The organism is Curtobacterium sp. AB7 (assembly GCF_044909335.1).
GTDB lineage: Bacteria > Actinomycetota > Actinomycetes > Actinomycetales > Microbacteriaceae > Curtobacterium.
The window spans coordinates 271,447-297,352 of the sequence record NZ_JBIYED010000001.1 but is presented as its reverse complement, the minus strand read 5'-3'; the positions used below and the strand labels follow the sequence as shown (position 1 = coordinate 297,352).

At 71.7% G+C, this 25,906-nt stretch carries 26 protein-coding genes and 1 pseudogene; 19 read left to right on the top strand and 8 right to left on the bottom strand.

Annotated elements, in window-relative coordinates; translation table 11 throughout:
- The 10 genes from ABH929_RS01495 (at nt 1) to ABH929_RS01450 (ending at nt 11,939) form a co-directional block, all read left to right on the top strand.
- Nucleotides 1–1,326 (top strand): sugar ABC transporter substrate-binding protein, encoded by a 1,326-nt coding sequence (locus tag ABH929_RS01495; protein ID WP_263089344.1) that lies wholly within the window; start codon nt 1–3, stop codon nt 1,324–1,326.
- Complete coding sequence (locus tag ABH929_RS01490) at nt 1,323–2,315, top strand: carbohydrate ABC transporter permease (protein WP_404559842.1); 993 nt, start codon at nt 1,323–1,325, stop codon at nt 2,313–2,315. Before ABH929_RS01495 ends, ABH929_RS01490 begins: the two co-directional genes overlap by 4 nt.
- Nucleotides 2,312–3,172, top strand: a complete 861-nt coding sequence (locus ABH929_RS01485) for a carbohydrate ABC transporter permease (RefSeq protein WP_165901014.1) — start codon at nt 2,312–2,314, stop codon at nt 3,170–3,172. Before ABH929_RS01490 ends, ABH929_RS01485 begins: the two co-directional genes overlap by 4 nt.
- The gene (locus ABH929_RS01480; RefSeq protein WP_404559840.1) at nt 3,169–3,942 is read left to right on the top strand and encodes a hypothetical protein; all 774 of its coding nucleotides are present in this window, start codon (nt 3,169–3,171) and stop codon (nt 3,940–3,942) included. The genes ABH929_RS01485 and ABH929_RS01480 overlap by 4 nt, the downstream gene beginning before the upstream one ends.
- Nucleotides 3,943–3,976: 34 nt before the next feature.
- Nucleotides 3,977–4,183, top strand: a complete 207-nt coding sequence (locus ABH929_RS01475; protein WP_111083557.1) for a hypothetical protein — start codon at nt 3,977–3,979, stop codon at nt 4,181–4,183.
- A gap of 48 nt (nt 4,184–4,231) precedes the next feature.
- Nucleotides 4,232–5,917, top strand: coding sequence for a bifunctional 3'-5' exonuclease/DNA polymerase (locus tag ABH929_RS01470; RefSeq protein ID WP_404559838.1), 1,686 nt, complete (start codon nt 4,232–4,234; stop codon nt 5,915–5,917).
- 48 nt (nt 5,918–5,965) lie between these two features.
- Nucleotides 5,966–6,766 (top strand): phosphatase PAP2 family protein, encoded by an 801-nt coding sequence (locus ABH929_RS01465; RefSeq protein ID WP_263055080.1) that lies wholly within the window; start codon nt 5,966–5,968, stop codon nt 6,764–6,766.
- Nucleotides 6,767–6,852: 86 nt separating this feature from the next.
- Complete coding sequence (locus ABH929_RS01460) at nt 6,853–8,460, top strand: protein kinase (protein ID WP_404559837.1); 1,608 nt, start codon at nt 6,853–6,855, stop codon at nt 8,458–8,460.
- Between the two features lie 47 nt (nt 8,461–8,507).
- Nucleotides 8,508–11,660 (top strand): GH92 family glycosyl hydrolase, encoded by a 3,153-nt coding sequence (locus tag ABH929_RS01455; RefSeq protein ID WP_404559836.1) that lies wholly within the window; start codon nt 8,508–8,510, stop codon nt 11,658–11,660.
- A 60-nt stretch (nt 11,661–11,720) separates the two neighbouring features.
- The gene (locus ABH929_RS01450) at nt 11,721–11,939 is read left to right on the top strand and encodes a hypothetical protein (RefSeq protein ID WP_205463379.1); all 219 of its coding nucleotides are present in this window, start codon (nt 11,721–11,723) and stop codon (nt 11,937–11,939) included.
- Nucleotides 11,940–12,032: 93 nt separating this feature from the next.
- On the opposite strand, the gene ABH929_RS01445 is transcribed toward ABH929_RS01450, so the two are convergent.
- From ABH929_RS01445 to ABH929_RS01425, 5 genes and pseudogenes are all read right to left on the bottom strand, one after another.
- Nucleotides 12,033–12,560, bottom strand: a complete 528-nt coding sequence (locus tag ABH929_RS01445; RefSeq protein ID WP_404559835.1) for a GNAT family N-acetyltransferase — start codon at nt 12,558–12,560, stop codon at nt 12,033–12,035.
- Between the two features lie 22 nt (nt 12,561–12,582).
- On the bottom strand, nt 12,583–13,521 hold the full coding sequence (locus ABH929_RS01440; protein WP_404559834.1) for an aldo/keto reductase family oxidoreductase: 939 nt from the start codon (nt 13,519–13,521) through the stop codon (nt 12,583–12,585).
- Nucleotides 13,522–13,595: 74 nt separating this feature from the next.
- Nucleotides 13,596–13,856 carry an SDR family oxidoreductase gene (locus tag ABH929_RS01435; protein ID WP_404560466.1) on the bottom strand — a complete coding sequence of 87 codons (261 nt, stop codon included), beginning with the start codon at nt 13,854–13,856 and terminating at the stop codon, nt 13,596–13,598.
- Nucleotides 13,857–13,984: 128 nt separating this feature from the next.
- Nucleotides 13,985–14,113 (bottom strand): annotated as a pseudogene (locus tag ABH929_RS01430) (SDR family NAD(P)-dependent oxidoreductase); the annotation flags it as partial.
- A 29-nt stretch (nt 14,114–14,142) separates the two neighbouring features.
- On the bottom strand, nt 14,143–14,409 hold the full coding sequence (locus ABH929_RS01425) for an SDR family NAD(P)-dependent oxidoreductase (protein WP_263055074.1): 267 nt from the start codon (nt 14,407–14,409) through the stop codon (nt 14,143–14,145).
- A 35-nt stretch (nt 14,410–14,444) separates the two neighbouring features.
- Between ABH929_RS01425 and ABH929_RS01420 the strand changes: the two genes are divergently transcribed.
- On the top strand, nt 14,445–15,254 hold the full coding sequence (locus tag ABH929_RS01420) for a putative RNA methyltransferase (RefSeq protein ID WP_404559833.1): 810 nt from the start codon (nt 14,445–14,447) through the stop codon (nt 15,252–15,254).
- Nucleotides 15,255–15,267: 13 nt separating this feature from the next.
- Here ABH929_RS01420 and ABH929_RS01415 read toward each other — a convergent pair whose 3' ends face one another.
- Both ABH929_RS01415 and ABH929_RS01410 read right to left on the bottom strand, forming a co-directional pair.
- Entirely contained in the window at nt 15,268–15,801 is a 534-nt protein-coding gene (locus tag ABH929_RS01415; protein ID WP_404559832.1) for a hypothetical protein, read from the bottom strand.
- 96 nt (nt 15,802–15,897) lie between these two features.
- Nucleotides 15,898–16,317 carry a VOC family protein gene (locus ABH929_RS01410; protein WP_404559831.1) on the bottom strand — a complete coding sequence of 140 codons (420 nt, stop codon included), beginning with the start codon at nt 16,315–16,317 and terminating at the stop codon, nt 15,898–15,900.
- Between the two features lie 62 nt (nt 16,318–16,379).
- On the opposite strand from ABH929_RS01410, the gene ABH929_RS01405 reads away from it, so the two are divergent.
- Nucleotides 16,380–17,327 (top strand): helix-turn-helix transcriptional regulator, encoded by a 948-nt coding sequence (locus ABH929_RS01405; RefSeq protein ID WP_404559830.1) that lies wholly within the window; start codon nt 16,380–16,382, stop codon nt 17,325–17,327.
- Between the two features lie 19 nt (nt 17,328–17,346).
- Here ABH929_RS01405 and ABH929_RS01400 read toward each other — a convergent pair whose 3' ends face one another.
- Nucleotides 17,347–17,697 carry a hypothetical protein gene (locus ABH929_RS01400; RefSeq protein WP_263089347.1) on the bottom strand — a complete coding sequence of 117 codons (351 nt, stop codon included), beginning with the start codon at nt 17,695–17,697 and terminating at the stop codon, nt 17,347–17,349.
- 93 nt (nt 17,698–17,790) lie between these two features.
- Between ABH929_RS01400 and ABH929_RS01395 the strand changes: the two genes are divergently transcribed.
- From ABH929_RS01395 to ABH929_RS01365, 7 genes are all read left to right on the top strand, one after another.
- Nucleotides 17,791–17,961 (top strand): hypothetical protein, encoded by a 171-nt coding sequence (locus tag ABH929_RS01395; RefSeq protein ID WP_181437361.1) that lies wholly within the window; start codon nt 17,791–17,793, stop codon nt 17,959–17,961.
- A complete protein-coding gene (locus ABH929_RS01390) occupies nt 17,958–18,047 on the top strand; it encodes a potassium-transporting ATPase subunit F (protein ID WP_017887940.1) in 90 nt (29 codons plus the stop codon). The genes ABH929_RS01395 and ABH929_RS01390 overlap by 4 nt, the downstream gene beginning before the upstream one ends.
- Nucleotides 18,047–19,735, top strand: a complete 1,689-nt coding sequence (gene kdpA, locus ABH929_RS01385; RefSeq protein WP_263055068.1) for a potassium-transporting ATPase subunit KdpA — start codon at nt 18,047–18,049, stop codon at nt 19,733–19,735. The genes ABH929_RS01390 and kdpA overlap by 1 nt, the downstream gene beginning before the upstream one ends.
- Nucleotides 19,732–21,825, top strand: coding sequence for a potassium-transporting ATPase subunit KdpB (gene kdpB, locus ABH929_RS01380; protein WP_263055067.1), 2,094 nt, complete (start codon nt 19,732–19,734; stop codon nt 21,823–21,825). Before kdpA ends, kdpB begins: the two co-directional genes overlap by 4 nt.
- Before the next feature lie 2 nt (nt 21,826–21,827).
- Complete coding sequence (gene kdpC / locus ABH929_RS01375; protein WP_404559829.1) at nt 21,828–22,433, top strand: potassium-transporting ATPase subunit KdpC; 606 nt, start codon at nt 21,828–21,830, stop codon at nt 22,431–22,433.
- A gap of 126 nt (nt 22,434–22,559) precedes the next feature.
- Nucleotides 22,560–25,052 carry an ATP-binding protein gene (locus ABH929_RS01370; RefSeq protein ID WP_263055065.1) on the top strand — a complete coding sequence of 831 codons (2,493 nt, stop codon included), beginning with the start codon at nt 22,560–22,562 and terminating at the stop codon, nt 25,050–25,052.
- Entirely contained in the window at nt 25,049–25,729 is a 681-nt protein-coding gene (locus ABH929_RS01365) for a response regulator (RefSeq protein WP_263055064.1), read from the top strand. The genes ABH929_RS01370 and ABH929_RS01365 overlap by 4 nt, the downstream gene beginning before the upstream one ends.
- The last annotated feature ends 177 nt before the right edge of the window (nt 25,730–25,906 follow it).

Below are 25,906 nucleotides of genomic sequence, written 5' to 3'. Positions count from 1 at the left end.
ATGACCGCACACATCCCCGCCCGAGGAGCCGGCGTCCGCCGACTCCTCGTCGGCGCCGTCGCCGCCCTCGGCGCGGCCGCACTCCTCACCGGGTGCTCCACGTCCTCCGGGGCGTCGAGCTCCGGCGGCGACTACACCGCCGCCGCGAAGGACACCAAGGCGAACCTGACGTACGCCGTCTGGGACGAGAACCAGGTCAAGGCGATCAAGGCCAACCTCGAGGGCTTCAACGAGGAGTACCCGGACATCAAGGTCAGCGTCGACGTCACGCCGTTCGCCAACTACTGGACGAAGCTGCAGACCCAGGGCTCGAGCAACACGCTTCCCGACCTGTTCTGGATGAACGGCCCGAACTTCCAGCTGTACGCGGCCAACGGCAAGCTCGCGCCGATCACCGGCGAGGTCGAGGCCGGCGACATCGACCCCGCGAAGTACTCGAGCGCGCTGAACGACCTGTACACGTACGACGACACCCAGTACGGCGTGCCGAAGGACTTCGACACCATCGGCGTCTGGGTCAACAAGGCCCTGTTCGCGAAGGCCGGCATGGACCTGCCGTCGAAGGACTGGACCTGGGACGACTTCCAGAAGACCGGCGCCGAGCTCAGCGAGAAGCTCGAGGCCGACGGCGCGTACGGCGCGGCCGGCGGCATGGACGGCCAGACGACCTACTACGACACGATCTTCCAGGCCGGGGGATCCGTCGTGAACGCGGACGGCACGAAGTCCGAGTACGACTCGAAGGCATCGGAAGCGGGCCTGCAGTTCTGGACGGACCTGATCGACTCGGGCGCTTCGCCGTCGATCAAGCAGCTCACCGACACCACCGCCGACCAGTGGTTCACCTCGGGCAAGCTCGCGATGTACCAGGGCGGCAGCTGGTTCCGCTCGGCCCTGACCGGCACCGCGATGGAGAAGGACATCGTCGTGTACCCGCTGCCGAAGGGCAAGGAGCAGGCGACCGTCATCCACGGTGTCTCGAACGTCGTGTCCGAGGCGAGCAAGAACAAGGCCGCGGCGCAGGCGCTCCAGGTCTACCTCGCCGGCAAGACCGCCCAGCAGCAGCAGGGCGACATGGGCGCCGTCATCCCCGCCTACGAGGGCACGCAGTCCGCCTTCACGAAGACGATGCCGGACGCCGACCTGCAGGTGTTCCTCGACGCCGTCGACTACGCCAAGCCCCTGCCGGTGTCGAAGAACACCGCCGCGTGGAACACCCTCGAGACCAACCTCCTGCCGAACGCCTTCGACGGTTCGACCCCGGTCGACGACGTCGCGAAGCAGCTCGCGCAGAAGATGGACGCCGCCCTCGCCAAGGAACAGTGAGTCCCGAGCCGATGACGATCAACACCGAGCGGCCGCCGGCCGCCTCCACCCCCGCCCGGACGACGCGTTCGTCCGGGCGGGGCGCCCCCGGCCCGACGGCCGGCGGCAAGCGCGCACCCCGACGGACCGACGGCTGGTGGCCGTGGCTGTTCGTCCTCCCGCTGCTCATCGGCGTCGGCACCTTCTACATCTGGCCGATCATCCAGACGTTCTGGTACTCCTTCACCAGCTGGGGCGTGTTCGGCGGTGCGACGTTCAGCGGTGTCGCGAACTACGTCCGCCTCGCCGGTGACCCGCAGCTGTACCAGTCGCTGCTCAACACGATCGTCTACACGGTCATCGTGCTGGCCGGCATCCCGATCGCGGTGTGGCTCGCCAGCCTGCTGAACACCCCGGGCCTGCGGTTCGCGCAGTTCTACCGGGTGCTCTTCTTCCTGCCCTACGTCGCCATGCCTGCCGCGATCGCCCTCGTCTGGCGCATCATGTTCAACGGCGACTACGGCATCGTGAACTGGTTCATCGGACTGTTCGGCATCGACGGTCCGTACTGGATCTCGACGCCCGGGTTCGCGCTCGTCGCGGTGAGCTTCGTCGGCCTGTGGTCGTCCCTCGGGTTCTCGATGATCATCCTCGGCGCGGGCCTCAAGGACATCCCCCCGGAGCTGTACGAGGCCGCCGAACTCGACGGCGCGAGCCGCTGGCGGCAGTTCCGCTCCGTCACGGTCCCGCTGCTCAGCCCGAGCATCTTCTTCGTGGTCATCGTCACGACGATCTCGAGCTTCCAGCTGTTCGACCTGCTCTACGCCATCCTCGGCAGCACCAACCCGGTGATCCCGAAGACGATGTCGCTCGTCTTCTACTTCTACAGCGCTGGGTTCATCGACAACGACAAGGGCTTCGCGGCTGCGATCGCCATGGTGATCTTCCTGCTCATCGGCATCGTCACGCTCGTGCAGTTCCGCGTCCAACGGAAGTGGGTGCAGGCATGACCGCAACCGTCACACCGCCACGGGCAGCACGACGGCCCGGTCGTCGTGGCGGCAGCCACTGGTGGATCCACGTCGTCCTCGGCGTCGGCGGCTTCGCGATGGCGTTCCCGTTCGTGTGGCAGATCATCATGTCGCTGTCCACGAACGCCCAGGTGCAGTCCGTCACGCCGACGTTCTGGCCGGGGGAGCTGCAGTGGCAGAACTACGCGCAGGTGTTCGAGCGTCTGCCGTTCCTCAGCCAGCTCGGCACGTCCGTGTACGTCACGATCATCCGCACCCTCGCGCAGATCGTGCTCTGTACGCTCGCCGGCTACGCCTTCGCCCGCATGCGGTTCCGCGGCCGGGCGATCCTGCTCGCGATCGTGTTGTCGATCCTGCTCGTGCCGTCGCAGGTCTACCTGATCTCGCAGTACCAGATCGTGCAGGGGCTCGGATGGCTCGACACCCTGATGGGGATCGTCGCGCCGGGCCTGTTCAGCGCGTTCGGCACCTTCCTGATGCGGACGGCGTTCCTGAACATGCCGCCCGAGCTCGAAGAGGCTGCGCGCATGGACGGCGCGAACCCGTTCCAGACCTTCTGGCGGATCATGCTGCCGCTCGCACGTCCCTCGATCAGCGTGCTCGCGATCACGACGGTGCTGTGGTCGTGGAACGAGCTGCTCTGGCCGCTCGTCGTCTCGACCCGGGCCGAGGACATGCCCCTCGCCGCAGGACTCGCGACGCTGTCGAGCGACCGGACGATCGACTACCCGGTGCTCATGGCCGCGAGCCTGATGGCCATGGCCCCGGTGCTCATCATGTTCATCGTCCTGCAGCGGCGGGTGATGGACGGGCTCGCCTCGTCCGGTCTGAAGTGACCGCCGACACCCCCGGCCAGGAGGCCCGTCCCGCCTCCGTCGCGGTCCTCGCCGCCGCCGTGGGGTCGCCGGACGACTCCGCCACGGTGGCGGCCGCACTGGCCGCCACCGTGGTCGACGCGGAGCCCGCCCAGCGGGACGCCCTGCTGATCGCCGCGTTCCGCGCGTCCGTGCCCGGCAACGCCGCGGCGCTCGAGGCGCGGGGACTCCCGCGCAGCCTGGCTGAGGCGTCCGTCGCCGACGTCGACCGGAAACTCGACCGGTACGGCCTGCGTGGCACGGGGGTGGACTGGCTCGTCGCGGTGGCGACCGGTCGCGTGGTGGCCGTGGGGCGCCTCCAGTACGAACTCGGCGACCACCTGCCGGACGGCCAGCCGGCCTACGGTGTCCACGTCCCGGAGACCGGGCCGCTCGATCCGGACGCCTGCGACCGGTCATTCGCCCGCGCGCCGGAGGTCCTGCGGGCTCTCGCACCGGCGCACGCCGCCGAACGGTGGCAGTGCCGCTCGTGGATCCTCGACCCCGGTCTGGCCACGGTGCTCGGTCCCGACGCGAACCTGGTGCGCTTCGCGCGACGGTTCCGGCTCGCGCCACCCGGCCCGCACGACGCCGCCGAGGGGGACGAGAGCGTGGCGAAGTTCGTGTTCGGTGTGCCGTTGGCCACCGCGCGGGCCTCGAACGCGTCCGGTCGTCTGGCCCGGGCGGTGCTCGACCGGTGGGCGGCGGGCGCGCACTGGACCGAACGGACCGGCACCGCGCCCGTCGTCTGATCGCGCGCAGCGGTCAGCGCGTACCGTGCAGCGCATGACGAAGCCCGACCACGACCACCTCGACGACGGCGTGGACATGACGTTCGAGGAACGACGCCAGGACACCTTCCGACGCATGTCCGGGTCCGACGCGCACGACGCCGACCCCCGGGTCGAGGTGTCCCGTGCCGAGGACGGCGACGTCCGCATCGACGTCGCCGACACCGCAGCCGTGCGCCCCGGCGGTCCGAAGCGCGCCTGATCCGTCACCCCGTCAGCCGGTGACGGTGGGGCACGGCATGATCGTTCCGTGCACCTCGTCCTCCGCCGCGTCGACGGCGGCGTCCTCGCGACGCCCCTGACCGACGCGGGGACCGCTGCCGGCGAGCCGATGCGCGTGGACGAGTCGGGCCTCCCGACCTTCGTCGCAGCGCACGACGCACCGGGCGTGCGCTGGGTGTGGGACGACACCGCACGCTGGTACCCGGCCGTGCTCGCCGCCGGCGGACGCGTGGGCCGCTGCGTCGACCTGCGGTTGTGTCGGCGGATCCTGCGTGCAGCGCTGGCCGCGCGCGGGTCCGCACTCGCTGCGGCACCGGCGGACGCGCTCGACGCTCCGGTGGCGGAGGCTCGGGTCCTCCGGCCGACGCAGGCCCAGCTCTTCGACGACGCCCTGTTCACCGCGTCGGTGCCGGACGACGACGTCGACCCGGTTGCCGAGTTCCGGGCACAGCTCGCCGCGGTCGCGGGGTCGACGTCGCCCGGTGCCCTCCGCCTGCTGACGACGGCGGAGTCCGCCGGAGCCCTCGTCGCGGCGGAGATGCTGCACGCCGGGCTGCCGTGGCGTGCCGACGTGCACGAGCGACTGCTCGAGGAGACGCTCGGGCCGCGCGTCCCCTACGGCGTGCGGCCGCGGCGGCTCGAGGAGATCGCCGCCGTCGTGCGCGAGCGCCTCGACGACCCGACGCTCAACCCGGACTCACCGGCCGACGTCCTGCGCTCGCTGCGCCGTGCGGGGCTCATGGTGACGAGTACCCGCAAGTGGGAGCTGCAGGAGATCGAGCACCCCGTCATCGAACCGCTGCTCGAGTACAAGCGACTCGCGCGGCTCCTGACGGCGAACGGCTGGACGTGGCTCGACGACTGGGTGCGCGACGGCCGGTTCCACCCGAAGTACGTGGTCGGCGGCGTCGTCACCGGACGCTGGGCGGCCGACGGCGGGGGAGCGATGCAGCTGCCGAAGGGGATCCGCGGGGCGGTCATCGCCGACCCGGGCTGGAAGCTCGTCGTGGCCGACGCTGCGCAGCTGGAGCCACGCGTGCTCGCCGCGATGGCCGGTGACCGGGCGATGGCCTCGGCGGGCGACGGACGTGACCTGTACGACGGCGTCGTGGCCTCGGGCGCCGTCGAGACCCGGCAGCAGGCGAAGGTGGCCATGCTCGGCGCGATGTACGGCGCCACCCAGGGTGAGGGCGGTCGGCTCGTCCCGCGCCTGGTGCGGGCGTTCCCGCGCGCGCTCGACCTGGTCGAACGCGCCGCTCGCGCGGGGGAGCGGGGCGAACCCGTCACGACGTTGCTCGGACGGACGTCGCCCGTGCCGGAGTCGTCGTGGTTCGAGGCCAGGAACCAGGCCTACACGGTCGAGGGGACCCCGGCGATGCAGCGTGCCGTCGAGTCCCGGGCGCGGAGCTGGGGACGGTTCACCCGGAACTTCGTGGTGCAGGGGACCGCGGCCGAGTGGGCGCTCGCGTGGATGGGGGCGTTGCGGTCCCGGCTCACCGCGCGGTTCCCCGGGGCCGTGACGGACGGCCCGCACCTGGTGTTCTTCGTGCACGACGAGATCGTGGTGCACGCGCCGGAGGAGCACGCCGAGTGGGTGGCGACGCAGATCCGTGAAGCCGCGGTCGATGCTGGTCGGCTGTTGTTCCAGGACTTCCCGGTGACGTTCCCGCTGTCAGTCGCGGTGGTGGGGGCGTACTCCGAGGCGAAGGACTGACCGGTACCTGCCTCGGCGGTTCCCGGGCGCTTCGGGCAGGGTGGACGGATGGACACCGAACGCGGGGACGCCGCCGACCGCACCGTCGGCGAGGTCGACCTCACCCGCTGGCGCACCCGCGCGGGTCGGGCGACCGCGCAGGGGTGGACCACGCTCGGCCACCGGTACGGCGCGATGCCGCTCCTGCTGCTCACGCTGGCCGTCGGGATCGGCATCGCCGTCGTCGCGACCTGGCTCGCGTCTGAGGTCTACGACGCCGTCCGCGAAGCCGACGACGTCGCGGTGCTCGACCGTCCGGTGCTCGACTGGGCACTCACCCTCCGGTCGCCTGTGGGGGATCGCCTGGTCACGTGGTGGACCGACATCGCCGGCACGATCGGCATGCCCATCGTCGCCCTCGGCTTCCTGGTCGGGTTCACCGTCCAGCGTCGGGCGTGGACCCCGTTGGTGCTGCTCGTCGCGGCGAGTGGCGGCTCGCTGCTGATGACGATCGCGGGCAAGGACCTCATCGGTCGGGCGCGTCCGCCGCTCTCCGACGCGGTGCCGCCGTACGAGCACTCGCCGTCGTTCCCGTCCGGCCACACCCTCAACGCGACGGTGATCGTGGGGACGATCGTGTACCTGCTGCTCCTGCGGCAGTCGCGGGTCGTCACGCGGGTGTGGACGATCGTCGTGGGGACCCTGTTCGTGCTGTCGGTCGGGGCCTCGAGGGTGTTCCTCGGGCACCACTGGCTCACCGACGTGCTGGCGGCGTGGGCGCTGGGGCTCGCCTGGCTCGCCCTCGTGATCACGGCGCACCGGCTGTACCTGACGGCGCTCCGCCACGGCGCCGAGCCCACCCCGGACTGAGCCGGGTGCGGGACCCCGCCCCGGACTGAGCCGGGTGGGGGACCGGCGGCAGAGGCCCGTCAGCCGCTACCGGTAGGTTGCCCCGCATGGGAGAACGGGTCTTCGGCGGCAGGTACCGCGTCACGGGCACGCTCGGACACGGTGGCATGGCGTCCGTGTACCGAGCGGTCGACGAGCAACTCGGCCGCGAGGTCGCCGTCAAGGTGTTCCGCATCGGACCGGTCGACCACGGTGAACGCGCCCGAGCCGAGTCGGAGATCCAGACCCTCGCGACACTGCGGAGCCCGGCCCTCGTCACCCTGTACGACGCCGCGCTCGACGACGAGGACGGGGACTCGTACCTCGTCATGGAGCTCGTCCCCGGCAGCGACCTCGCCACCCGACTGCGCGAGGGACCGCTCGACCCCACGACCGCGGCCCGTGTCGGCTCGCAGGTGGCCGACGGGCTGAGCGCCGTGCACGCGCAGGGCATCGTCCACCGCGACGTGAAGCCCGCCAACGTGCTGCTCGAACGCGACGGCACCCACGTCAAGCTCGCCGACTTCGGCATCGCCCTGCTCCGTGACGCCTCGCGCGTGACCGGCACCGGCACCGTGATGGGGACGGCCGCGTACCTGGCGCCGGAGCAGGTCCTCGCGCAGGAGATCACCGGCAAGGCCGACGTCTACGCGCTCGGGCTGGTGCTGCTCGAGTGCATGACCGGCAAGACGCCGTTCCCGGGCAGCGCGATCGAGTCCGCGACCGCGCGGCTGACCCGCAGCCCGGAGATCGACCAGCACCTGCCGACGGCCTGGCGCACGCTCCTGCACGTGATGACCGCGCAGGACGCGTCCGAGCGCCCGAGCGCGGCCGAGGCAGCCGAACGACTGCGCGCCCTGGGCCGCGACGAGCCGTCCACCGCCACGCAGCTCCTGCCCGGCGGGCCCGGAACACTCACGCCGGCCGCCGCGGCCGCGGCCGCGGCCGGCGCGGCCGCGGCCGGTGCCGCCGCCGCAGCCACGGCTCCGATGGCCGCGCACGCGGACGACGCGACCCGCGTGATGCCGGCGAGCGGCGCCTCCCGTCCGGGTGGACAGCCTGGTGCGGACGACGCGACCCGCGTGATGGACGCCCAGCAGCCGAACGTCGCGGACGACGTGTCGACCACCGTCCTCGGTGCCCAGCGTGGCACCGGCGGCCCGACCGGCGGTGGTGGTGGCGTGCCACCCGCGGCCCCGCCCGTCCGCCCGGGCGCCGGTGACGACCCGGCGCAGCGCGAGAAGCGGCGCAAGGGGCCGATCATCACGGCGATCGTCGTGGTCGTCCTGGTGCTGATCGGCATCGGCGTCGCGGTCTTCGCCCTGAACGGTGACGGCGACAGCACGCCCGCACCGACGGACTCGACCTCGACCGCACCGCCCGAGGACCAGCCGAGCGAGGACCAACAGCCGAGCGACGAGCAGCAACAGCCGAGCGAACCGGCCGAGCAGCAGCCGTCCGAACCGGCCGAACAGCCGTCCGAGCCCGCTGAGCAGCCGAGCGAGGAACCGAGCGAACCGGCGCAACCGACGCAGGACCCGCCGGTCGGTCCCGAGCCGAGCAGCCCGGCGTCCAACCCGGTGCAGCAACCCCAGGACGGCACCGGCGCGGCGGACACCGCGGTCGACTCCGGGCCCGGCAAGTCCGAGAACGCCCCCGGGCAGAACAAGGGCTGACACGCCGAGCGTTTTCGTCCAGACACTGGACCAAATACGCTGGTCCCGTGCGAGAACTGCAACGGAGCGGTGGGCCGACGACGGCCGTCGCGGCGCGGAACGGTGTCGGCTTCGGATCGTCGGAGGGGTGGCTGGTCGAACGACCCGCGGGCGACGGCGCCGTCGTGGCGATCGTCCCCGGCTCCGGAGGCCGGGTGGTCGCACCCGGCGACGAACTGTCGTGGGTCTGGTTCCCGGAACGCACGCTGCCGCAGGGCGCAGCCGAGCCCACCGAGGCGGACCTGCCGCACTTCTGGGACGCCACGGCCTTCGCCGTCGACGTCGTCTTCACCGACGGCACACGACTGAGCGAGCACGCGGCCGCGCACGGCGGACAGGCTCGCGACCAGTACGGCGACGCGCTCACGCCCGAGGCGCAGGACGCGGCCCGCAAGCAGTGGGTCGACCAGTGGAACCGTCGCGCGGTGGACCTCACGCCGTTCGCGGGGCTGGTCGTCGACCGACTGGAGGCCCGGCTCGGCTCCGACACGCAGCCGTCGGGCGCCGCCGGGGAGCGTCCAGCCCTGCGCGGCTGGCTCGACGACGTCCGGATCGCCCCGGCGCGCCCGGCACCGACCACGCCGCTCGACCACGTCCGCACGACCCGTGGCACCCAGGCGTCGTCCCGGTTCTCCCGCGGCAACAACGCGCCGCTCGTCGGCATCCCCCACGGCGGGGTCTTCGGCCTGCCGATGACCGACGCGTCGAGCAACCGGTGGCCGTACGCCTACCAGCAGCACGCGCGCACCGACGCCGACGGACGGGTCCGACCGGCGATCCAGGCCTTCGCGACGAGTCACATCCCGTCGCCGTGGATGGGGGACCGCGGGGTGTTCCAGGTCATGCCGTCGCCGCTCGACGCCCCCGACGTCGACCGGGCAGCCCGCGCGCTCGGCTTCGACCACGACGACGAGATCGACGCTCCGCACCGGTACCGGGTCGCCCTCGACCAGGGTGTGACGGCCGAGGTGACCGCGGGGGAGTTCGCCCTCGGCTTCCGGTTCACCGGTACCCGCAGCATCGTGCTCGACCACCACGGGTGGGTCTCCGACGTCTCCGTGACCGTGACCGACGGCACCGCCGTGGTGGAGGCCCTGCTCGACGACCGCCCCGGCACCCCGCCGCACCACGTGCACGTCCGGGTCCCGCACGTGACCGCGGACCACACGAGCACCGGCGAGCACGAGCTGCGCGGCTGGCTGGCCGTGGACGGCACCGGTGTCGTCGACGTCCTGCTCGGCATCTCGACCGTCTCCATCGAGGACGCCCGCGCGAACCTCGACGACGCCGGCTCCTTCGACGCCATGTGCACCCGCGCCGAGGCGCTCTGGACGGAGAAGCTCGCGACCCTCTCCTTCGACGGAGCCACCCCGGACCAGCTGACGAGCCTGTACTCCGGCCTGTACCGGCTGTTCCTCTACCCGAACCGTGCCGGCGAGACCGCCCTGACCGGGGCACCGCACCACCGCTCCCCGTACGGGGCCGTCCTCGCCGACCCGATCCGCGACGAGCCCGGCCCGGAGGTCGTCGTGGGGCCGTTCACCACCACGAACGGGTTCTGGGACACCTACCGCACCGCGTGGCCGCTCCTCGGGCTCCTCACCCCGGAGACCGCCGGCGAGCTCGCGCAGGGCTTCGTCGAGCACCACCACGACGGCGGGTGGACCCCGCGCTGGAGCGCCCCCGGCGCCGAGGACTGCATGACGGGCACCACGAGCGACACCGTCTTCGCCGACCTCGCGGCGAAGGGCGTCACCGGGTTCGACCTCGCCGAGGCGTACCGGAGCGCGGTGCGGAACGCGACCGTCCCGCCGCGCGACGAGCGCGTCGGACGCAAGGGGAGCCTCCCGGGCGCCTTCCGCGGCCACGTCGACACCGCGACGTCCGAGGGGATGTCCTGGACCCTGGACGCCGCCATCAACGACTGGGGACTCGCGGTGATGGCGGGGCTGCTCGCATCGCGGGCGGCGACGCCCGCCGACCTGTCCCGGTACGAGGCCGAGGCGGAGTGGTTCGCCCGGCGGTCCCTGCAGTACCGGCACGTGTTCGACTCCGAGCGGGGCTTCTTCATCGGGCGCGACCCCGACGGCTCGTGGCGGGTCGGCACCGAGTTCGACCCGCGCGACTGGGGCGACGACTACACCGAGACGAACGCGTGGGGCACGGCCTTCACCGCTCCCCACGACGGTGCCGGCATCGTGGACCTGCACGGCGGACCAGCCCGGTTCGACGCCGCACTCGACGCCTTCTTCGCGACACCCGAGACCGGCGCGACCGTCCGATCCGGCGCGTACGGCTTCCCCATCCACGAGATGACCGAGGCCCGCGACGTCCGGATGGGCATGCTCGGCCTGTCCAACCAGCCGGCGCACCACATCCCGTTCTTCCCGATGTTCACCGGTCGGCACGACGACGCGCACCGCATCGTCCGCGAATCGCTGGAGCGGCTGTTCGTCGGCTCCGACCTCGGCCAGGGCTACCCCGGCGACGAGGACAACGGCGAGATGAGCGCCTGGTACGTCTTCGCGACGATCGGCCTGTACCCCCTGGCGCCGTCCACGGGCACCTACGTGCTCGTGCCGCCGTCGGTCCGCAGGACGGCGCTGCACCAGCCGGGAGGAACGCCCACCGTCATCGAGGTCGCCGACGGTTCCGCAGGCGCGTACGTGGCGTCGGTGACGGTCGACGGCTCGCCCTGGACATCGGTGAGCATCCCGCACCACGTGGTGGTGTCGGCGTCGCACATCGTCTTCACGCTGTCCTCCGAACCGCAGGGCTGGGCATCGGACACCCGCCCCGTCTCGGCGTCCGAGGTGCACGGCTACCGGGACGCCCCGGTCGACCTGCTGCCCGTCGGGGCGTCGCCGCTCACGGATGACACCGGGCGCACGGTCACGGCGCTCGCCGCGGGGGAGTCGGTGTCGTTCGACGTGGACTGCCCCGCAGCGTCGTTGTACACGGTGACGGTGGCGACCCCGGGTTCGTACTCGTGGCAGGTGTCCCTCGGCGAGACGGTCACGGCGGTCGACGGTGCCGAGTTCACGTGGGCCGGGCAGACCCGGGTGTTCCGGATCATCGGCGGCGGTTCGTCGTTCGTCTTCACCGCTGGCACCGACGTCGCCCTGACGCAGCTCGAGCTGATCGCGGCGGACGGTGCCTGACCTCGACCGCTGATCGGAGCTTCTGCGGCGGTTCAGAGGCGTCACTCAAGGTCGCCCGGCATGCTCGTCGGCATGTCGATCGCGAACTCGTGGGACCCGTCTGGTGGCCGTGCAATCCCGGAGGACCAGGTCCGCGAGGACGGGCTGGAGCTCGACGAGGACCCGGCGATGCTCGGGATCTCCTTCGACGTCGTCGGTGGCGCCTCCGCCGACCCCGCCGCGGTGTCCCCGGTCGACGTGCGCGTCCCGACGGCGCGGTCTGCTGACTCCGCCGACTGAGGCGTACCTGGTCGAATCGGGCGTACCTGGTCGGAAGTTTCGACCAGGTACGCCCGAAACCGTCTTCCATCGCGCGCGTTCTGGGAAAGAACGTCAGCGCGCGGAAGAGTCTGGGACGCGGTACTTGAAGCCGACGTGCGATCCGGTGAACCCGAGGCGCTCGTAGAACCGGTGCGCGTCCGTGCGGGCGGCGTCCGATGTGAGCTGCACGAGCGGGGTTCCGAGCTCCGGTGCTGCGACGTCGGTCACCCACCGCATCATCGCGCTGCCGATGCCGCCGGAGCCGAGCGCGCTGCTCACGCGGACGGCCTCGACGAGCAGCCGGGTTGCTCCTCGACGAGCCATGCCCGGGATCCGGGTGAGCTGCAGCGTGCCGACGAGCCGACCGGACTCGTCCTCGGCGACCAGCAGCGCGTTCGCTGGGTCGTCGGTGATCGCTCGGAGGGCCGCGGCGTACTGCGGACGGTCCTCCGGGGCGGCGACGTCCCCGCGGGCCGCACTGATCGGGTCGTCGGACAGCAACGCCATCAGTGCGTCGAGGTCGTCGTCGGCCGCGTTCCGCACCACCACCGAACCGGCGCGGGCGGACAGGCGGACGGGCAGGGTGAGGTCGGGGAGCACGGCCCCACCCTGCCCGATGGGCTCACGGAACGGTGTGCCCCGCAGCGGTGAAGATCCGGTACCACTCCTCACGCGACAGCTCGACGTCCGAGCCGGCCGCTGAGTCGCGGACACGCTGCGGGTTCGTCGTGCCGAGGACGACCTGGAAGTGTGCGGGGTGGCGGGTGATCCAGGCGACGGCGATGCCCGTCGGGGTGACCCCGTGCGCGGCGGCGATCTCCTCGAGGGCGTCGTTCAGGTCGGCGTACTGCTCGCGGTCGCCGAGGAAGACGCCGTCGAAGAAGCCCTTCTGGAACGGCGACCATGCCTGCAGCGTGATGTCGTTGATCCGCGAGTAGTTGAGGATGTCGTTGTCGCGGGAGATCGACTGGTCGAGGCCACCCATGTTCGCCGTGAGGCCCTGCGAGATGACGTTGGCGTGCGTGATGCTGAGCTGCACTTGGTTGAAGGCGAGCGGCTGCTGGACGTGCTTCTTGAGCAGGTCCACCTGACCGGGGGTGTGGTTCGAGACCCCGAAGTAGTGCACCTTGCCGGCGGCGTGCAGCTCGTCGAAGGCCTTCGCGACCTCTTCCGGCTCCACCAGGGCGTCGGGGCGGTGCAGGAGCAGGACGTCGACGTAGTCGGTCTGCAGCGCGGTGAGCGATTCCTCGACCGACTCGAGGATGTGCTCGTACGAGAAGTCGAAGTACGCGCCGTTCGGGGTCGGACGGATGCCGACCTTGGTCTGCAGCACGATCTCGGCACGCTCCGTCGGCGACAGCGTCACGGCGGAACCGAACCGCTCTTCGCAGCCGTGCCACTCGCCGTACACCGCGGCGTGGTCGAACATGTTCACGCCCGCGTCGCGCGAGGCGCTGTAGAGCGCGCGGATGTCCTCGTCGCTCATGTCGTTGATCCGCATCAGTCCGACGACGACGTCGGATGCGGTGAGGTCCGTCTGTGGCAACTCCAGTGTCTTCACACCGTCGATCCTGCCAGCCGGACCCCGGCGCAGGCAGGCCCTGCCAGTACCCCAGGCCGGCGCATCAGACACCCTCAGTGGACGGAGAACCCGCCGTCGACCGCGATCGACTGCCCGGTGACGTAGGCCGACCCGGGGCCGGCGAGGAACACCGCCGCCGCGGCGAAGTCCGACGCCAGGCCGTTCCGGCCGACCAGCGTCCGCGCCGCGAGGGCGGACACCGCCGCCGGGTCGGAACCGAGCCGCTCGTTGAGCGGGGTGCGCACGAAACCGGGGACGAGGACGTTGGAGGTGACCCCCTGCGCGGACCAGGCCTCCGCTTGGGACCGGGCCAGTGCCTCTCCCCACCGGCACGGCCGGCCCGCCGCTGGCGCGTCGGTCCGGAACCGGCGGCGGGGCCCCGACCGGCCTTGGAGACCCCGTACGCGCCACTCGCGGCGAACGGACGGTGCGCCTGCTGCGAGCTGATGCTGATGATCCGGCCGTGGCCACGCGCTGCCATGCCGGGCGCGAGCCGCTGCCCGAGCACGAAGGGTGCGTCGAGGTTCACGGCCATCGTGGCGTCCCAGGTGTCCTCGTCGAGATCGGCCATCGGCGGCCGGAGGTTGATCCCGGCGGAGTTCACGAGGACGTCGACGTCCCAACCGCGTCGGCGAGTGCGTGGGCTCCGGCGCGCGAGGACAGGTCCGCGACGACGCCGTCGGCCGAGCCACCCGCCTGCCGGATCGCGGCGACGGTGGAGTCGATGGTCGCACCCGTCCGAGCCGCTACCAGCACGTGTGCTCCGGCGTCCGCCAGGGCGACCGCGATGGCCTGCCCGATACCAGAACTGCCTCCCGTCACCAGGGCGGTGCGTCCGTCGAGACCGAAGAGCTGCTGCAGCGACATCCGGCCAGGCGAGCGAGGCCCCGTACGCTGGGCCGGTGCGTGACGACCTGCTGCCGATGCTCGCCTGCCCCGTGTGCGCCGAGCCCCTCGGCCGGGTCGACGGCCAGGTCGGCTGCGCGACCGGACACCGGTTCGACGAGGCCAGGCAGGGGCACCTGACGCTCCTGCCGGCGAAGCGTCGCGCGCTCACGGCGGACACCCCGGAGATGGTCGACGCCCGGCTGCGGTTCCTGGGGCGCGGGCACTACGCGCCCGTCGAGCGGGCGCTCGCCGAGGTCGTCGCCGAGGCGACGGCACCCGGCATCGTGCTCGACGTCGGCTCCGGTCCGGGGACCTACCTGGCGCATGCGCTGCGCGCGGCGGACGGGAGGCTCGGGGTTGCGCTGGACCTGTCGGCGATTGCGATCCGACGGGCGGCCCGCGTCCACGAACGGGCCGGAGCCGTCGTCGGGGACGTGACCGAGCGCCTCCCGGTCGTCGACGACGCTGCCGCCGTCGTCCTCGACGTCTTCGCACCGCGCAACCAGACCGAGTACGCGCGCGTCCTGCACCCCGACGGGGTGCTGGTCGTCGTGACCCCGCGCACCGGACACCTGGCGGAGCTGGCCGAGGCGACGATCTCAGTCGATCCGGAGAAGGAGCGGCGGCTGCACGACTCGCTCACGCCGTCGTTCGTCCTGCGGTCCTCCGAGGACCTGACGTGGACGATGGACCTCTCCGCCGAGGACGTCCACGACGTCGTGCACATGGGGCCGAGCCACCACCACGTCGCTCCGGAGCAGGTGTTCGCGCCGACGAGCGTGACCGCGACCGTGACGGTCAGCACCTGGAGCCGCTCGGGCTGATCCTCCGACCGGGTCAGCGCTCGCCCAGGTCCCGCGGACTGTCCTGTTCGGCCCGCCGACGGGCGGTGTGGGCTCGCCCGCGAACACGGTCGACGGCCATCCCGGTCCGGGCGAGCAGGAGGACGGCGCCCACGCTCCCGGCTCCGATCGGCGTCACGAACAGCCCGAGGTCGATCCCGGGCATCCGCCACCAGTCGATCGACCACGCGGCGACGAGTGCGAACCCGAGCAGGAGCGCGCCCGTCCACCACCACCGCCCGGGGACCCGGACGGTACCGAGCCCGGCGAGCACGAGGAGCGCCCAGCACCCCTCCGGCGCGAAGGACCGCGGGTCGTTCGTGCCGCAGGTGGACACCGCGCACTCCCACTCGACCTGGTCGGCCACGCCCGCGTACCAGCGGAACAGCAGGACGGCCGCGACGGCGGCGAGGAGCGCGACCGGCGGGCCGACCCAGCGCCACACGCGGCCGAACCGGGAGCGGCGTCGGCGGGCGGCCACCCATCCTTCGCCGAGCTCGTAGCCGGGCATCGGACGGAACTCGGGCATGCCAGCACGCTAGCGGCGGCCGGTTTCCGTGGGGAAGTGGTTCACAAACGTCCGAGCGTCGGTGCGGCGCAGGCCCTTCCCGGCCGCACCGCCGCGTCACTCGGTCGGAGCCGCGACGTCGAGCTGCCAGACCACACCGAAGCGGTCACGCAGCTGCCCGGCCAATGGTGCCCAGGCCGAGGGTTCCAGGGGCTGTCGAACCTCGGCGTCCTCGGACAGTGCGGCCCAGTACCGTTCGATCTCGGCGGAGTCGTCGCCGTGCACGAACACGTAGAAGGCGTTCGATCCCTGGTCGTAGGGCTGTCCGGGCCAGACGTCGAACGCCATGACCCGGAACCCGGCGTCGGTGGAGACCTGGCCGAAGACGACGCGGTCCGTCCAGGCGGGATCGTCCAGGGCGCCCATCTGCCCGTAGGTGGCGGCGGTGACATCGCCGCCGAAGACCGTTGCGTAGAAGTCGAGGGCCTCGCGGGCGTTGCCGTCGAAGTTGAGGTGGGTTGTCGTTTCGATGCTCATGGAACGAGGATGACCGTCGATGCGGTCAGATCGTGTCCGCTTCTTCGGCGAGGATGATCGACATGTCCGGACCCTCCTCGCGCATGCTCACGCTGCTGTCGCTGTTGCAGGTGCACCGCGACTGGCCGGGCGACGAGCTCGCCGGACGCCTCGAGGTCAGCCCTCGCACGGTCCGCCGCGACGTCGACCGCCTCCGCGAGTTCGGGTACCGGGTCGAGGCACTGCGCGGTCCCGCCGGTGGGTACCGGCTCGCAGCGGGTTCGGACCTGCCGCCCCTGCTGTTCGACGACGACCAGGCCGTGGCGATCGCCCTGGCACTCGCCGTCGCGCCCGCGTCGGGCGCGGACATCGCCGAGTCGGCTGCCCGAGCACTGGCGACGGTCCGGCAGGTGATGCCCGCGCGGCTCCGGTCACGGGTCGACGCGGTGCAGGCCGTGACCGCGACGAGCCGGACCACGACCGACCCGGACGTCCTGGTGGCGGTGAGCGAGGTCGTCCACCTGCGCGAGGTGTTCCGCTTCGGGTACGGCGAGAACGAGACCCCGCACCGCGTCGAACCCCACGCCGTGATCGCGCGGAACGGCCGCTGGTACCTGCTCGACTGGGACCTCGACCGCGACGACTGGAGCACCCACCGCATCGACCGGATCACGCCGCGGATGCGCACGCGCGTGCCGTTCACGCCCCGACCGGTGCCCGGTGGCGACCCCGTGGCCTTCGTGTCGGCGCGGTTCAAGGGATCGGCGCGGGCCGACGTGTGGCCGTGCGTCGGTTCGGTCACCATGACGGCCGCCGACGCACGGACGATCGGGCCCTACCTGCCCGAGGACGCCGTCGTCGAACCCCTGTCCGACGAGCGGAGCCGGGTGGCGCTCGGCTCGTGGTCCTGGCCGGGTCTCGCCGGAGCGTTCGCCGCGTTCGCGGTGGACTTCGTCGTCGAGGGCCCCGAGGACCTCGCCTGCTCGGTCCGCGCGCTGTCCGCACGACTCAGCGCCTCGGCCGCGGACTGAGCACGGACCCGTTCGGGCCTCAGACCGAGGTGTCGACGAGCGCGCTACCCGGCCCGAACAGCATCGCGATCGGTGCCAGCAGGACGACCACGGCGCAGCAGACGGCCAACGCCGCGCGCTTCCGCCCGCGCCCGCGCGACCACCCCACCAGTGCGAGGACGAGCGCCGCGATCGCGGCCAGCCACGGCACGAACGCCAGGGGAACGGCCCAGAACCACAGCAGGAGTTGTCGCTGCTCGCCGAAGAGCCAGAGCGGCCCGAAGACGACCGCCCACAGCGCGCCGATCGACACCACGGCTGTGGCGAGCAGGCTCCCGGCGACGGTGGACGCCCTCGTGCCCGGGCGGGTCGGGGGAGCGGGGATCACCATGGTCCGATCGTAGGACGGCGAGCGCGTGTTAGCGGGGCGCATGCGTCCGCCAGGGCGGCGTGAGGAAACCGTTAGGAGCGGCCTGGAGGCCCGGTGCAGGACCCAGCATCGGTCTCGGCACCACACGTGGTGCCGTCCGCGTCGCCCGGCGCGGACACCGCAGACCTTCTGGAGTCCCTCGTGTTCGACGTGTTCGTCGTCGCCGGTGTCCTCGCCGTGTTCGGCGTGGTGGCACTGATCGCCAAGGGGGTGGAACGGCTGTGATCGGCATCACCATCGCGGCCGCCGTCCTCGGCATCGCCGCAGTCGTGTACCTCGTCTGGGCGCTCGTGCGTCCGGAGCGGTTCTGATGGGCGCGGGCACCGCGGACGTCTGGGCGGGGATCGTCCAGGTCGCCACGCTGGTCCTGCTGCTCGTCGTCGCCTACCGGCCGCTCGGCGACTGGATGGCCCGGGTCTTCACACCCGTCCGGCACAACCGGGTCGAGCGTGGGGTCTACCGGCTGATCGGGGTCGACCCGGACGCCGAACAGTCGTGGCCCGTGTACCTGCGCGGCGTGCTGCTCTTCAGCGTCGTCGGCCTCCTGCTCGTCTACCTGCTGCAGCGCATCCAGGTCGTCCTGCCCGGCGACCTCGGGCTGCCCGCCGTGGGCCCGTCGCTCGCGTTCAACACCGCGGCGTCGTTCGTCGCGAACACGAACTGGCAGTCGTACTCACCCGAGGTCACCGTCGGGTACAGCGTGCAGATGGCCGGCCTCGCGGTGCAGAACTTCCTGTCCGCAGCCGTCGGCCTCGCCGTCGCCGTGGCACTGGTGCGCGGGTTCGCCCGGCGCAAGTCCGGCACGCTCGGCAACGTGTGGGTCGACGTCGTCCGCGGCGTCGGTCGACTGCTGCTGCCCGGTGCGTTCGTCTTCGCGATCGTGCTCGTCGCCGGCGGCGTCATCCAGTCGTGGGGGAGCGGCACCGACGTCACCACGCTGGTCGGCGGCACGCAGCACCTGCCCGACGGGTTCGTGGCGTCGCAGGAGGCGATCAAGGAACTCGGCACGAACGGCGGCGGCTACTTCAACGCCAACTCGGCGCACCCGTTCGAGAACCCGCAGGCGTGGACGAACCTGGTCGAGGTCTTCCTGATGCTCGTCATCCCGTTCTCCCTGCCGCGCACCTTCGGCCGGATGGTCGGCGACGACCGCCAGGGCTACGCGATCCTCGCCGTGATGGGCGCGATCTTCCTCGTGTCCCTGTCGGTGATGTCGATCGCCGAGCTCGGTGGCGGCGGACTCGCCACGCACGCAGCCGGCGCCGCGATGGAGGGCAAGGAGACCCGGTTCGGGATCCTCGGCACCACGTTGTTCGGCACGACGTCGACCGCGACGTCGACCGGTGCGGTGAACGGCATGTTCGACAGCTTCACCCCGATCGGCGGGATGATGGCGATGCTCAACATGATGCTCGGCGAGGTCACCCCGGGCGGCGTCGGTTCCGGCCTGTACGGCATGCTCGTGCTCGCCGTCATCACGGTGTTCATCGGCGGCCTGCTCGTCGGCCGGACCCCGGAGTACCTCGGCAAGAAGATCCGCGCGAAGGAGATGACCTTCGCGGCGCTGTACATCCTGGTCACGCCGACTCTCGTGCTCCTCGCCACCGGACTGTCCCTGGTCATCCCCGGCGTCCGCGAACAGGTGCTCGGCACGTCGATCTTCAACCCCGGCAACCACGGGCTGTCCGAGTTGCTCTACGCCTTCACCTCGGGTGCGAACAACAACGGGTCGGCCTTCGGCGGGCTCACCGCGAACACCACGTGGATGAACTCCGCGCTCGGCGTCGTGATGCTGCTCGGCCGCTTCGTGCCGATGGTGTTCGTCCTGGCGCTCGCCGGGTCGCTCGCCGCCCAGGACCGCGTGCCCGAGACCGCCGGCACCCTGCCCACCCACCGCCCGCTGTTCATCGGGCTGCTCGGCGGCGTCGCCGTCATCGTCACCGCACTCACCTACTTCCCGGTGCTCGCACTGGGCCCGCTCGCAGAAGGACTGTCATGACCGTGACCACCGAGCCGGAACCGCGCACCGCAGTGGAGCCGGCCACCCGCTCGTCCGCATTCGGGCCCCGCCAACTGGTGGCGGGCCTCCCGGGAGCCCTGCGGAAACTCGATCCGCGACTGATGTGGCGGAACCCCGTCATGTTCATCGTCGAGGTCGGCGCAGCGCTGACGACGGCCGCCGCCGTCGTCGAACCGTCCGCGTTCACCATCGCCATCGCGGTGTGGCTCTGGCTCACCGTCGTCTTCGCGAACCTGGCGGAGTCGGTCGCCGAGGGGCGGGGCAAGGCGCAGGCCGACACGCTGCGGAAGACCCGCTCGACCACGAGCGCCCGCCGGGTGCTCGGCTACGACCCGGTCGACGCAGCGGCGACCGGCAACGTGACCGAGGAGGTCGCGTCGGTCGACCTGGCCAAGGGTGACGTGGTCGTGGTCGTCGCAGGCGAGGTGATCCCGGGCGACGGCGACGTCGTCGACGGCATCGCGTCGGTCGACGAGTCAGCCGTCACCGGTGAGTCCGCGCCCGTCATCCGCGAGTCCGGCGGCGACCGCAGTGCCGTCACCGGCGGCACCCGGGTGCTGTCCGACCGGATCATCGTGCGCATCACCTCGACCCCTGGTGAGACCTTCATCGACCGGATGATCCGTCTGGTCGAGGGTGCTGCCCGGCAGAAGACGCCGAACGAGATCGCGCTGAACATCCTGCTCGCCTCGCTGTCGATCGTCTTCGTGATCGTCTGCCTGACGATGCAGCCCATCGCGGGACTCGTCGGTGCGACCGTCAGCGTGCCGGTGCTCATCGCCCTGCTCGTCTGCCTCATCCCGACCACCATCGGCGCCCTGCTCTCCGCGATCGGCATCGCCGGCATGGACCGGCTCGTGCAGCACAACGTGCTGGCGATGTCGGGTCGCGCGGTCGAGGCCGCCGGTGACATCACCACCCTGCTGCTCGACAAGACCGGCACCATCACGTACGGCAACCGCCGGGCCTCCCGCGTGGTGCCGGTGCCGGGTGTGAGCGAGGCCTCGCTGATGGAGGCAGCAGCCCTGTCGAGCGCTGCGGACTCGACGCCCGAAGGTCGTTCGATCGTGTCGCTCGCTGCTGACGCCGGGGTGACGCCGGCCCTGCCGGACGGGGCCGTCGAGGTGCCGTTCACGGCGCAGACGCGCATGTCGGGTCTCGACCTGCCGGACGGGTCGCAGATCCGGAAGGGCGCCGCTGCTGCAGTGCTCGCCTGGGCCGACACCCCCGACGCCGGTTTGGTCGCCGCGATCGACTCCACCGTCGCCGAGATCTCCGACCAGGGCGGGACCCCGCTCGTCGTCGGTCGCCGCTCCTCGGACGGCGCGGTCACGTTGCTCGGCGTCGTGCACCTGAAGGACGTCGTCAAGGACGGCATGGCGTCACGGTTCGCCGAGCTCCGGTCGATGGGCATCCGCACGGTGATGATCACCGGCGACAACCCCCGGACCGCGGCCGCGATCGCGCACGAGGCCGGCGTCGACGACTTCCTCGCCGAGGCCACCCCGGAGGACAAGCTCGCGTACATCAAGCGCGAGCAGGAGGGCGGCAACCTCGTCGCGATGACCGGTGACGGCACCAACGACGCCCCGGCCCTGGCGCAGGCGGACGTCGGCGTCGCGATGAACACCGGCACGACGGCGGCGAAGGAGGCGGGCAACATGGTCGACCTCGACTCCGACCCGACCAAGCTCATCGACGTCGTCCGCATCGGCAAGCAGCTGCTCATCACCCGCGGGGCCCTGACCACCTTCTCCATCGCCAACGACGTCGCGAAGTACTTCGCGATCATCCCGGCGATGTTCCAGGCGGCGTTCCCCGGGCTCGCGGCCCTGAACATCATGGGGCTGCACAGCCCGTCGTCCGCGATCCTGTCGGCCGTCGTCTTCAACGCGCTCGTCATCGTGGCGCTCATCCCGCTGTCCCTGCGCGGCGTCAAGTACCGCGCCGCCGCAGCGTCGTCGATCCTCGGCCGCAACCTGCTCGTCTACGGGCTCGGCGGCGTGATCGTCCCCTTCATCGGCATCAAACTGATCGACCTCGTGGTCGGTCTCATCCCGGGGTTCTAGTCATGGCATCTGCACGTTCCACCGTCCGTTCCGCTGGTGTGGCCATCCGCCTCACCCTGCTCGCCACCGTCGTGCTCGGCGTCGGCTACCCGCTCGCCGTCTGGGGGGTCGGCCAGGGGGTGTTCCACGAGCAGGCCAACGGTTCTATGGTCACCTCGTCCGACGGCAAGGTCGTCGGGTCGTCGCTGGTCGGGCAGTCGTTCGACGGGAAGTCCGCCGACGAGTGGTTCCAGTCGCGGCCGAGCGCCGCGGGTGAGAAGGGCTACGACGCGAACGCGTCCAGTGGCTCGAACCTCGGCCCGAACAACCCCGACTTGCTCAAGGCCGTCAAGGAGCGGCAGCAGGCGGTCGCGAAGGCCGACGGCGTGCCCGTGTCCGAGGTCCCGGCCGACGCCGTGACGGCCTCGGGCTCGGGTCTCGACCCGGACATCAGCCCCGAGTACGCGCTGCAGCAAGTGCAGCGGGTGGCCTCGGCGCGGGGCATGTCGGCCGACGACGTGCGGGCGCTCGTGACGGAGCACACCGAGTCGCGGCAGCTCGGGTTCCTCGGGGAACCCGTGGTGAACGTGCTCGAGCTGAACCTGGCCCTGGCGAAGTCGTCCTCGTGATCGATCGCACCCCGCGGTGGTCATCGCGCCCCGACTCACCGGGGCGCGATGACCACACGAGGGCGCGATCCCGCCCTGCGCCCGGCTTCGCACCTGCTGCGGAACTCGACGCGAGAGGATGAGCACGTGAAGCGCGGCAAGCTACGGGTCCTGCTCGGTGCCGCACCGGGTGTCGGCAAGACGTTCACCATGCTCGAGGAGGGCCGCCGGCTGCTCGACGAGGGCCGGGACGTCGTCGTCGCCGTGGTCGAGACGCACGAACGCGCCGCCACCGCCGCGCTCGTCGACGGCCTCGAGGTCATCCCGCGCCGCACCGTCTCGCACCGCGGTGTCGACCTGGACGACCTCGATCTCGACGCCGTCATCGCCCGGGCACCCGAGGTCGCCCTCGTCGACGAACTCGCGCACACGAACGCTCCCGGCAGTGCGAACGAGAAGCGCTGGCAGGACGTCGAAGCGCTGCGCGACGCCGGGATCGACGTCATCTCGACGGTGAACGTGCAGCACATGCAGTCCCTCGGCGACGTGGTCCGCGAGATCACCGGCACCGTGCAGCGCGAGACCGTCCCCGACGCCGTCGTGCGTGCGGCCGACCAGATCGAGGTCGTCGACCTGGCGCCGGCTGCCCTGCGCGAGCGGCTCTCCGACGGACTCGTGTACCCAGCGGCCCGCATCGACGCGGCGCTGTCCAACTACTTCCGGCTCGGCAACCTCACCGCGCTGCGCGAGATCGCCCTGCTCTGGTTGGCCGACGAGGTCGACGACGCGCTCAAGGCCTACCGTGCCGAGCACGGCATCGAGCACCGCTGGGAGACGCGCGAGCGGGTGCTCGTCGCCCTGACCGGCGGGCCCGAGGGCGAGACCCTGCTGCGCCGCGGGGCCCGCATCGCTGCCCGCAGTGCCGGGGGCGAACTCGCGGCCGTGCACGTGACGACGAACGACGGCCTGCGCGAGCGGCACCCGGGGGCGCTCGGTGCCCAGCGCACCCTGCTCGAACAGCTCGGCGGGACGTACCACCAGGTGGTCGGCGACGACGTGCCGTCGACCCTCGTGCGGTTCGCGCGGTCGATCGACGCGACCCAGATCGTCATCGGCGTCAGCCGTCGCAGTCGGCTCGCCGCGGCCCTGACCGGCCCGGGCATCGGCAACACCGTGATCCGTGAGTCCGGCGACATCGACGTGCACGTCGTCACGCACGAGCGCGCCGGTGGTGGCTTCGCCCTGCCGAAGCTCGGCGGCAGTCTGTCCCGCGGACGGGTCCTCGCCGCGTTCGTACTCTCGGTCCTGGTCGGGCCCCTGCTCACCTGGGTCCTGTCGATCGGCAGCGACCCCGACGCCATCACCGTGGACGTCCTGGCGTACCAGTTGCTGGTGCTCGTCGTGGCGCTCGTCGGCGGGATGTGGCCAGCGGTGTTCACCGCGGTGCTGTCCGGACTGAGCCTCGACTTCTTCTTCGTCCAACCCCTGCACATGGTCACGGTGCAGCAGCCGTGGCACCTCTTCGCCCTCGTCATGTACGTCATCAGCGCCGTGCTCGTCAGCTTCGTGGTCGACCGGTCCGCCAGACGTTCGCGTGCTGCCCGTCGCGCCGCGGCGGAGTCCGGCCTGTTGATGGGGATCGCCGGCAGCGTCCTCCGTGGCGACGACGCCCTGCAGGCCCTGCTCGACCGCACCCGCGAGGCCTTCGGGTTTGCCGGCGTCCGGATCCGGCAGGGGAACGAGGAACCCGCCACGTCGGGGACGTTCGGCGAGACGCCGGACGCGGCCACGAGCCTCCCGTCCGGCGCCGTGCTCGAGTTCGCGGGCGCTGCGGACGACCCGACCCAGCGCCGGTTGCTGCGTGTCGTCGAGCAGCAGCTCGACGCCGCGGTCGAACACCGCTCGTTGACGCGCACCGCGTTGGACGCGGAGCGGATCGCGGCGGCGGACCGCGTCCGCAGCGCGATCCTCGCGGCCGTCGGCCACGACGTGCGTCGGCCGATCGCGGCCGCCTCGGCCGCCGTCCAGTCGTTGCGTGCGCTGGACGTCGACCTGTCCAGGGCCGACCGGGAGGCACTGCTCGCGACCGCCGACGAGAGCCTCGGTCAGCTGGCGGTGCTGTTGGCTGACCTGTTGGACGTCAGCCGGGTGCAGGCGGGTGTGCTCGCGGTCGCGTCCGGGCCGCTGGCCCTCGACACGGTGGTCGCCCCCGCGCTCGACGAGCTCGAGCTCGGGCCCGACGACGTCGACCTCGACCTGCCGGCCGACCTGCCGCCGGTGCTCGCCGACCCGGTCCTGCTGCAGCGGGTCGTCGTGAACCTGCTCGCGAACGCCGTCCGCTACGCTCCCGACGGCACCCGTGTGCGCGTCGCGGCGAGCGCCTTCGGCGGCGGGGTCGAGCTCCGGATCGCCGACCACGGTCCGGGTATCCCGTCGGACCGGGTCGACGAGGTCTTCCAGCCGTTCCAGCGCCTCGGCGACACCGACAACGAGACGGGCCTCGGGCTCGGTCTCGCACTCGCGCGGGGCTTCACCGAGGGCATGGGCGGCACGATCGAGGTCGATGACACCCCGGGTGGTGGGCTCACCGTCGTGGTGCGGCTGCCGATCGCCGGGCACGTGGGAGTGGAGCTCCGGTGAAGGTCCTGATCGCGGACGACGACGCGCAACTGGTCCGGGCCCTCTCCGTCACGCTCGCCGCCCGCGGGTACGAGGTCGTGACGGCGAAGGACGGCCGTGCGGCGATCGACGCCGTCATCACCGAACGGCCCGACCTGGTGCTGCTCGACCTGGGCATGCCCCGGCTCGACGGCATCGGGGTGCTCGAGGGCATCCGGGGGTGGTCGCAGGTCCCGGTGCTCGTGCTGTCCGGACGGACCGACTCGTCCGACAAGGTCGACGCACTCGACGCCGGCGCGGACGACTACGTGACGAAGCCGTTCCAGATGGACGAGCTGCTGGCGCGGTTGCGGGCTCTCGGGCGACGCCGTGCCCCGGCCGGTGTCGACAGCGCGCCGACGATCCGGATCGGCGACCTCGTCGTGGACCTCGTCGCGAAGCAGGTCACCCCGGCCAGCGGTCCCGCGATCCGGCTGACCCCGACCGAGTGGCGCCTGCTCGAGGTGCTCGTCACGAACCCCGACCGGCTGATGACCCGCGAGATGCTCCTGACCGAGGTGTGGGGGCCTTCACACGGCAACGACTCCGGGTACCTGCGGCTGTACATGGCGCAGCTGCGGCGGAAGCTCGAACCGGACCCGGCGCATCCGCGCTACCTGCTCACCGAGTCCGGCATGGGCTACCGCTTCGCGCCGTGAGGGCGATGCCCGCTGAGCTGCTCTCGCAGTTCGTGATGGTCAGCGTCGTCGAGCCATCGCTCGACCGTCGGTACCCGTTGTCGCGGTCGCGCCGGGTCACGCCCGCGAAGTGAACGGAGCGAGTTCCGAGCAGACCTTGGCGGTCGCAATGTGTTGCGTGTGAGATATCGCACTCAT

What these genes read in the sequence shown, in the direction of transcription:
- kdpB (WP_263055067.1), top strand. Translation starts at nt 19,732, where the DNA reads ATGACCGTGACCACCGAGCCGGAACCGCGCACCGCAGTGGAGCCGGCC.
- ABH929_RS01450 (WP_205463379.1), top strand. Translation starts at nt 11,721, where the DNA reads ATGCTCGTCGGCATGTCGATCGCGAACTCGTGGGACCCGTCTGGTGGC.
- ABH929_RS01410 (WP_404559831.1), bottom strand. Translation starts at nt 16,317, where the DNA reads ATGAGCATCGAAACGACAACCCACCTCAACTTCGACGGCAACGCCCGC.
- kdpC (WP_404559829.1), top strand. Translation starts at nt 21,828, where the DNA reads ATGGCATCTGCACGTTCCACCGTCCGTTCCGCTGGTGTGGCCATCCGC.
- ABH929_RS01405 (WP_404559830.1), top strand. Translation starts at nt 16,380, where the DNA reads ATGTCCGGACCCTCCTCGCGCATGCTCACGCTGCTGTCGCTGTTGCAG.
- ABH929_RS01415 (WP_404559832.1), bottom strand. Translation starts at nt 15,801, where the DNA reads ATGCCCGAGTTCCGTCCGATGCCCGGCTACGAGCTCGGCGAAGGATGG.
- ABH929_RS01425 (WP_263055074.1), bottom strand. Translation starts at nt 14,409, where the DNA reads ATGTCGCTGCAGCAGCTCTTCGGTCTCGACGGACGCACCGCCCTGGTG.
- ABH929_RS01475 (WP_111083557.1), top strand. Translation starts at nt 3,977, where the DNA reads ATGACGAAGCCCGACCACGACCACCTCGACGACGGCGTGGACATGACG.
- ABH929_RS01495 (WP_263089344.1), top strand. Translation starts at nt 1, where the DNA reads ATGACCGCACACATCCCCGCCCGAGGAGCCGGCGTCCGCCGACTCCTC.
- ABH929_RS01460 (WP_404559837.1), top strand. Translation starts at nt 6,853, where the DNA reads ATGGGAGAACGGGTCTTCGGCGGCAGGTACCGCGTCACGGGCACGCTC.
- ABH929_RS01400 (WP_263089347.1), bottom strand. Translation starts at nt 17,697, where the DNA reads ATGGTGATCCCCGCTCCCCCGACCCGCCCGGGCACGAGGGCGTCCACC.
- kdpA (WP_263055068.1), top strand. Translation starts at nt 18,047, where the DNA reads ATGGGCGCGGGCACCGCGGACGTCTGGGCGGGGATCGTCCAGGTCGCC.
- ABH929_RS01465 (WP_263055080.1), top strand. Translation starts at nt 5,966, where the DNA reads ATGGACACCGAACGCGGGGACGCCGCCGACCGCACCGTCGGCGAGGTC.
- ABH929_RS01485 (WP_165901014.1), top strand. Translation starts at nt 2,312, where the DNA reads ATGACCGCAACCGTCACACCGCCACGGGCAGCACGACGGCCCGGTCGT.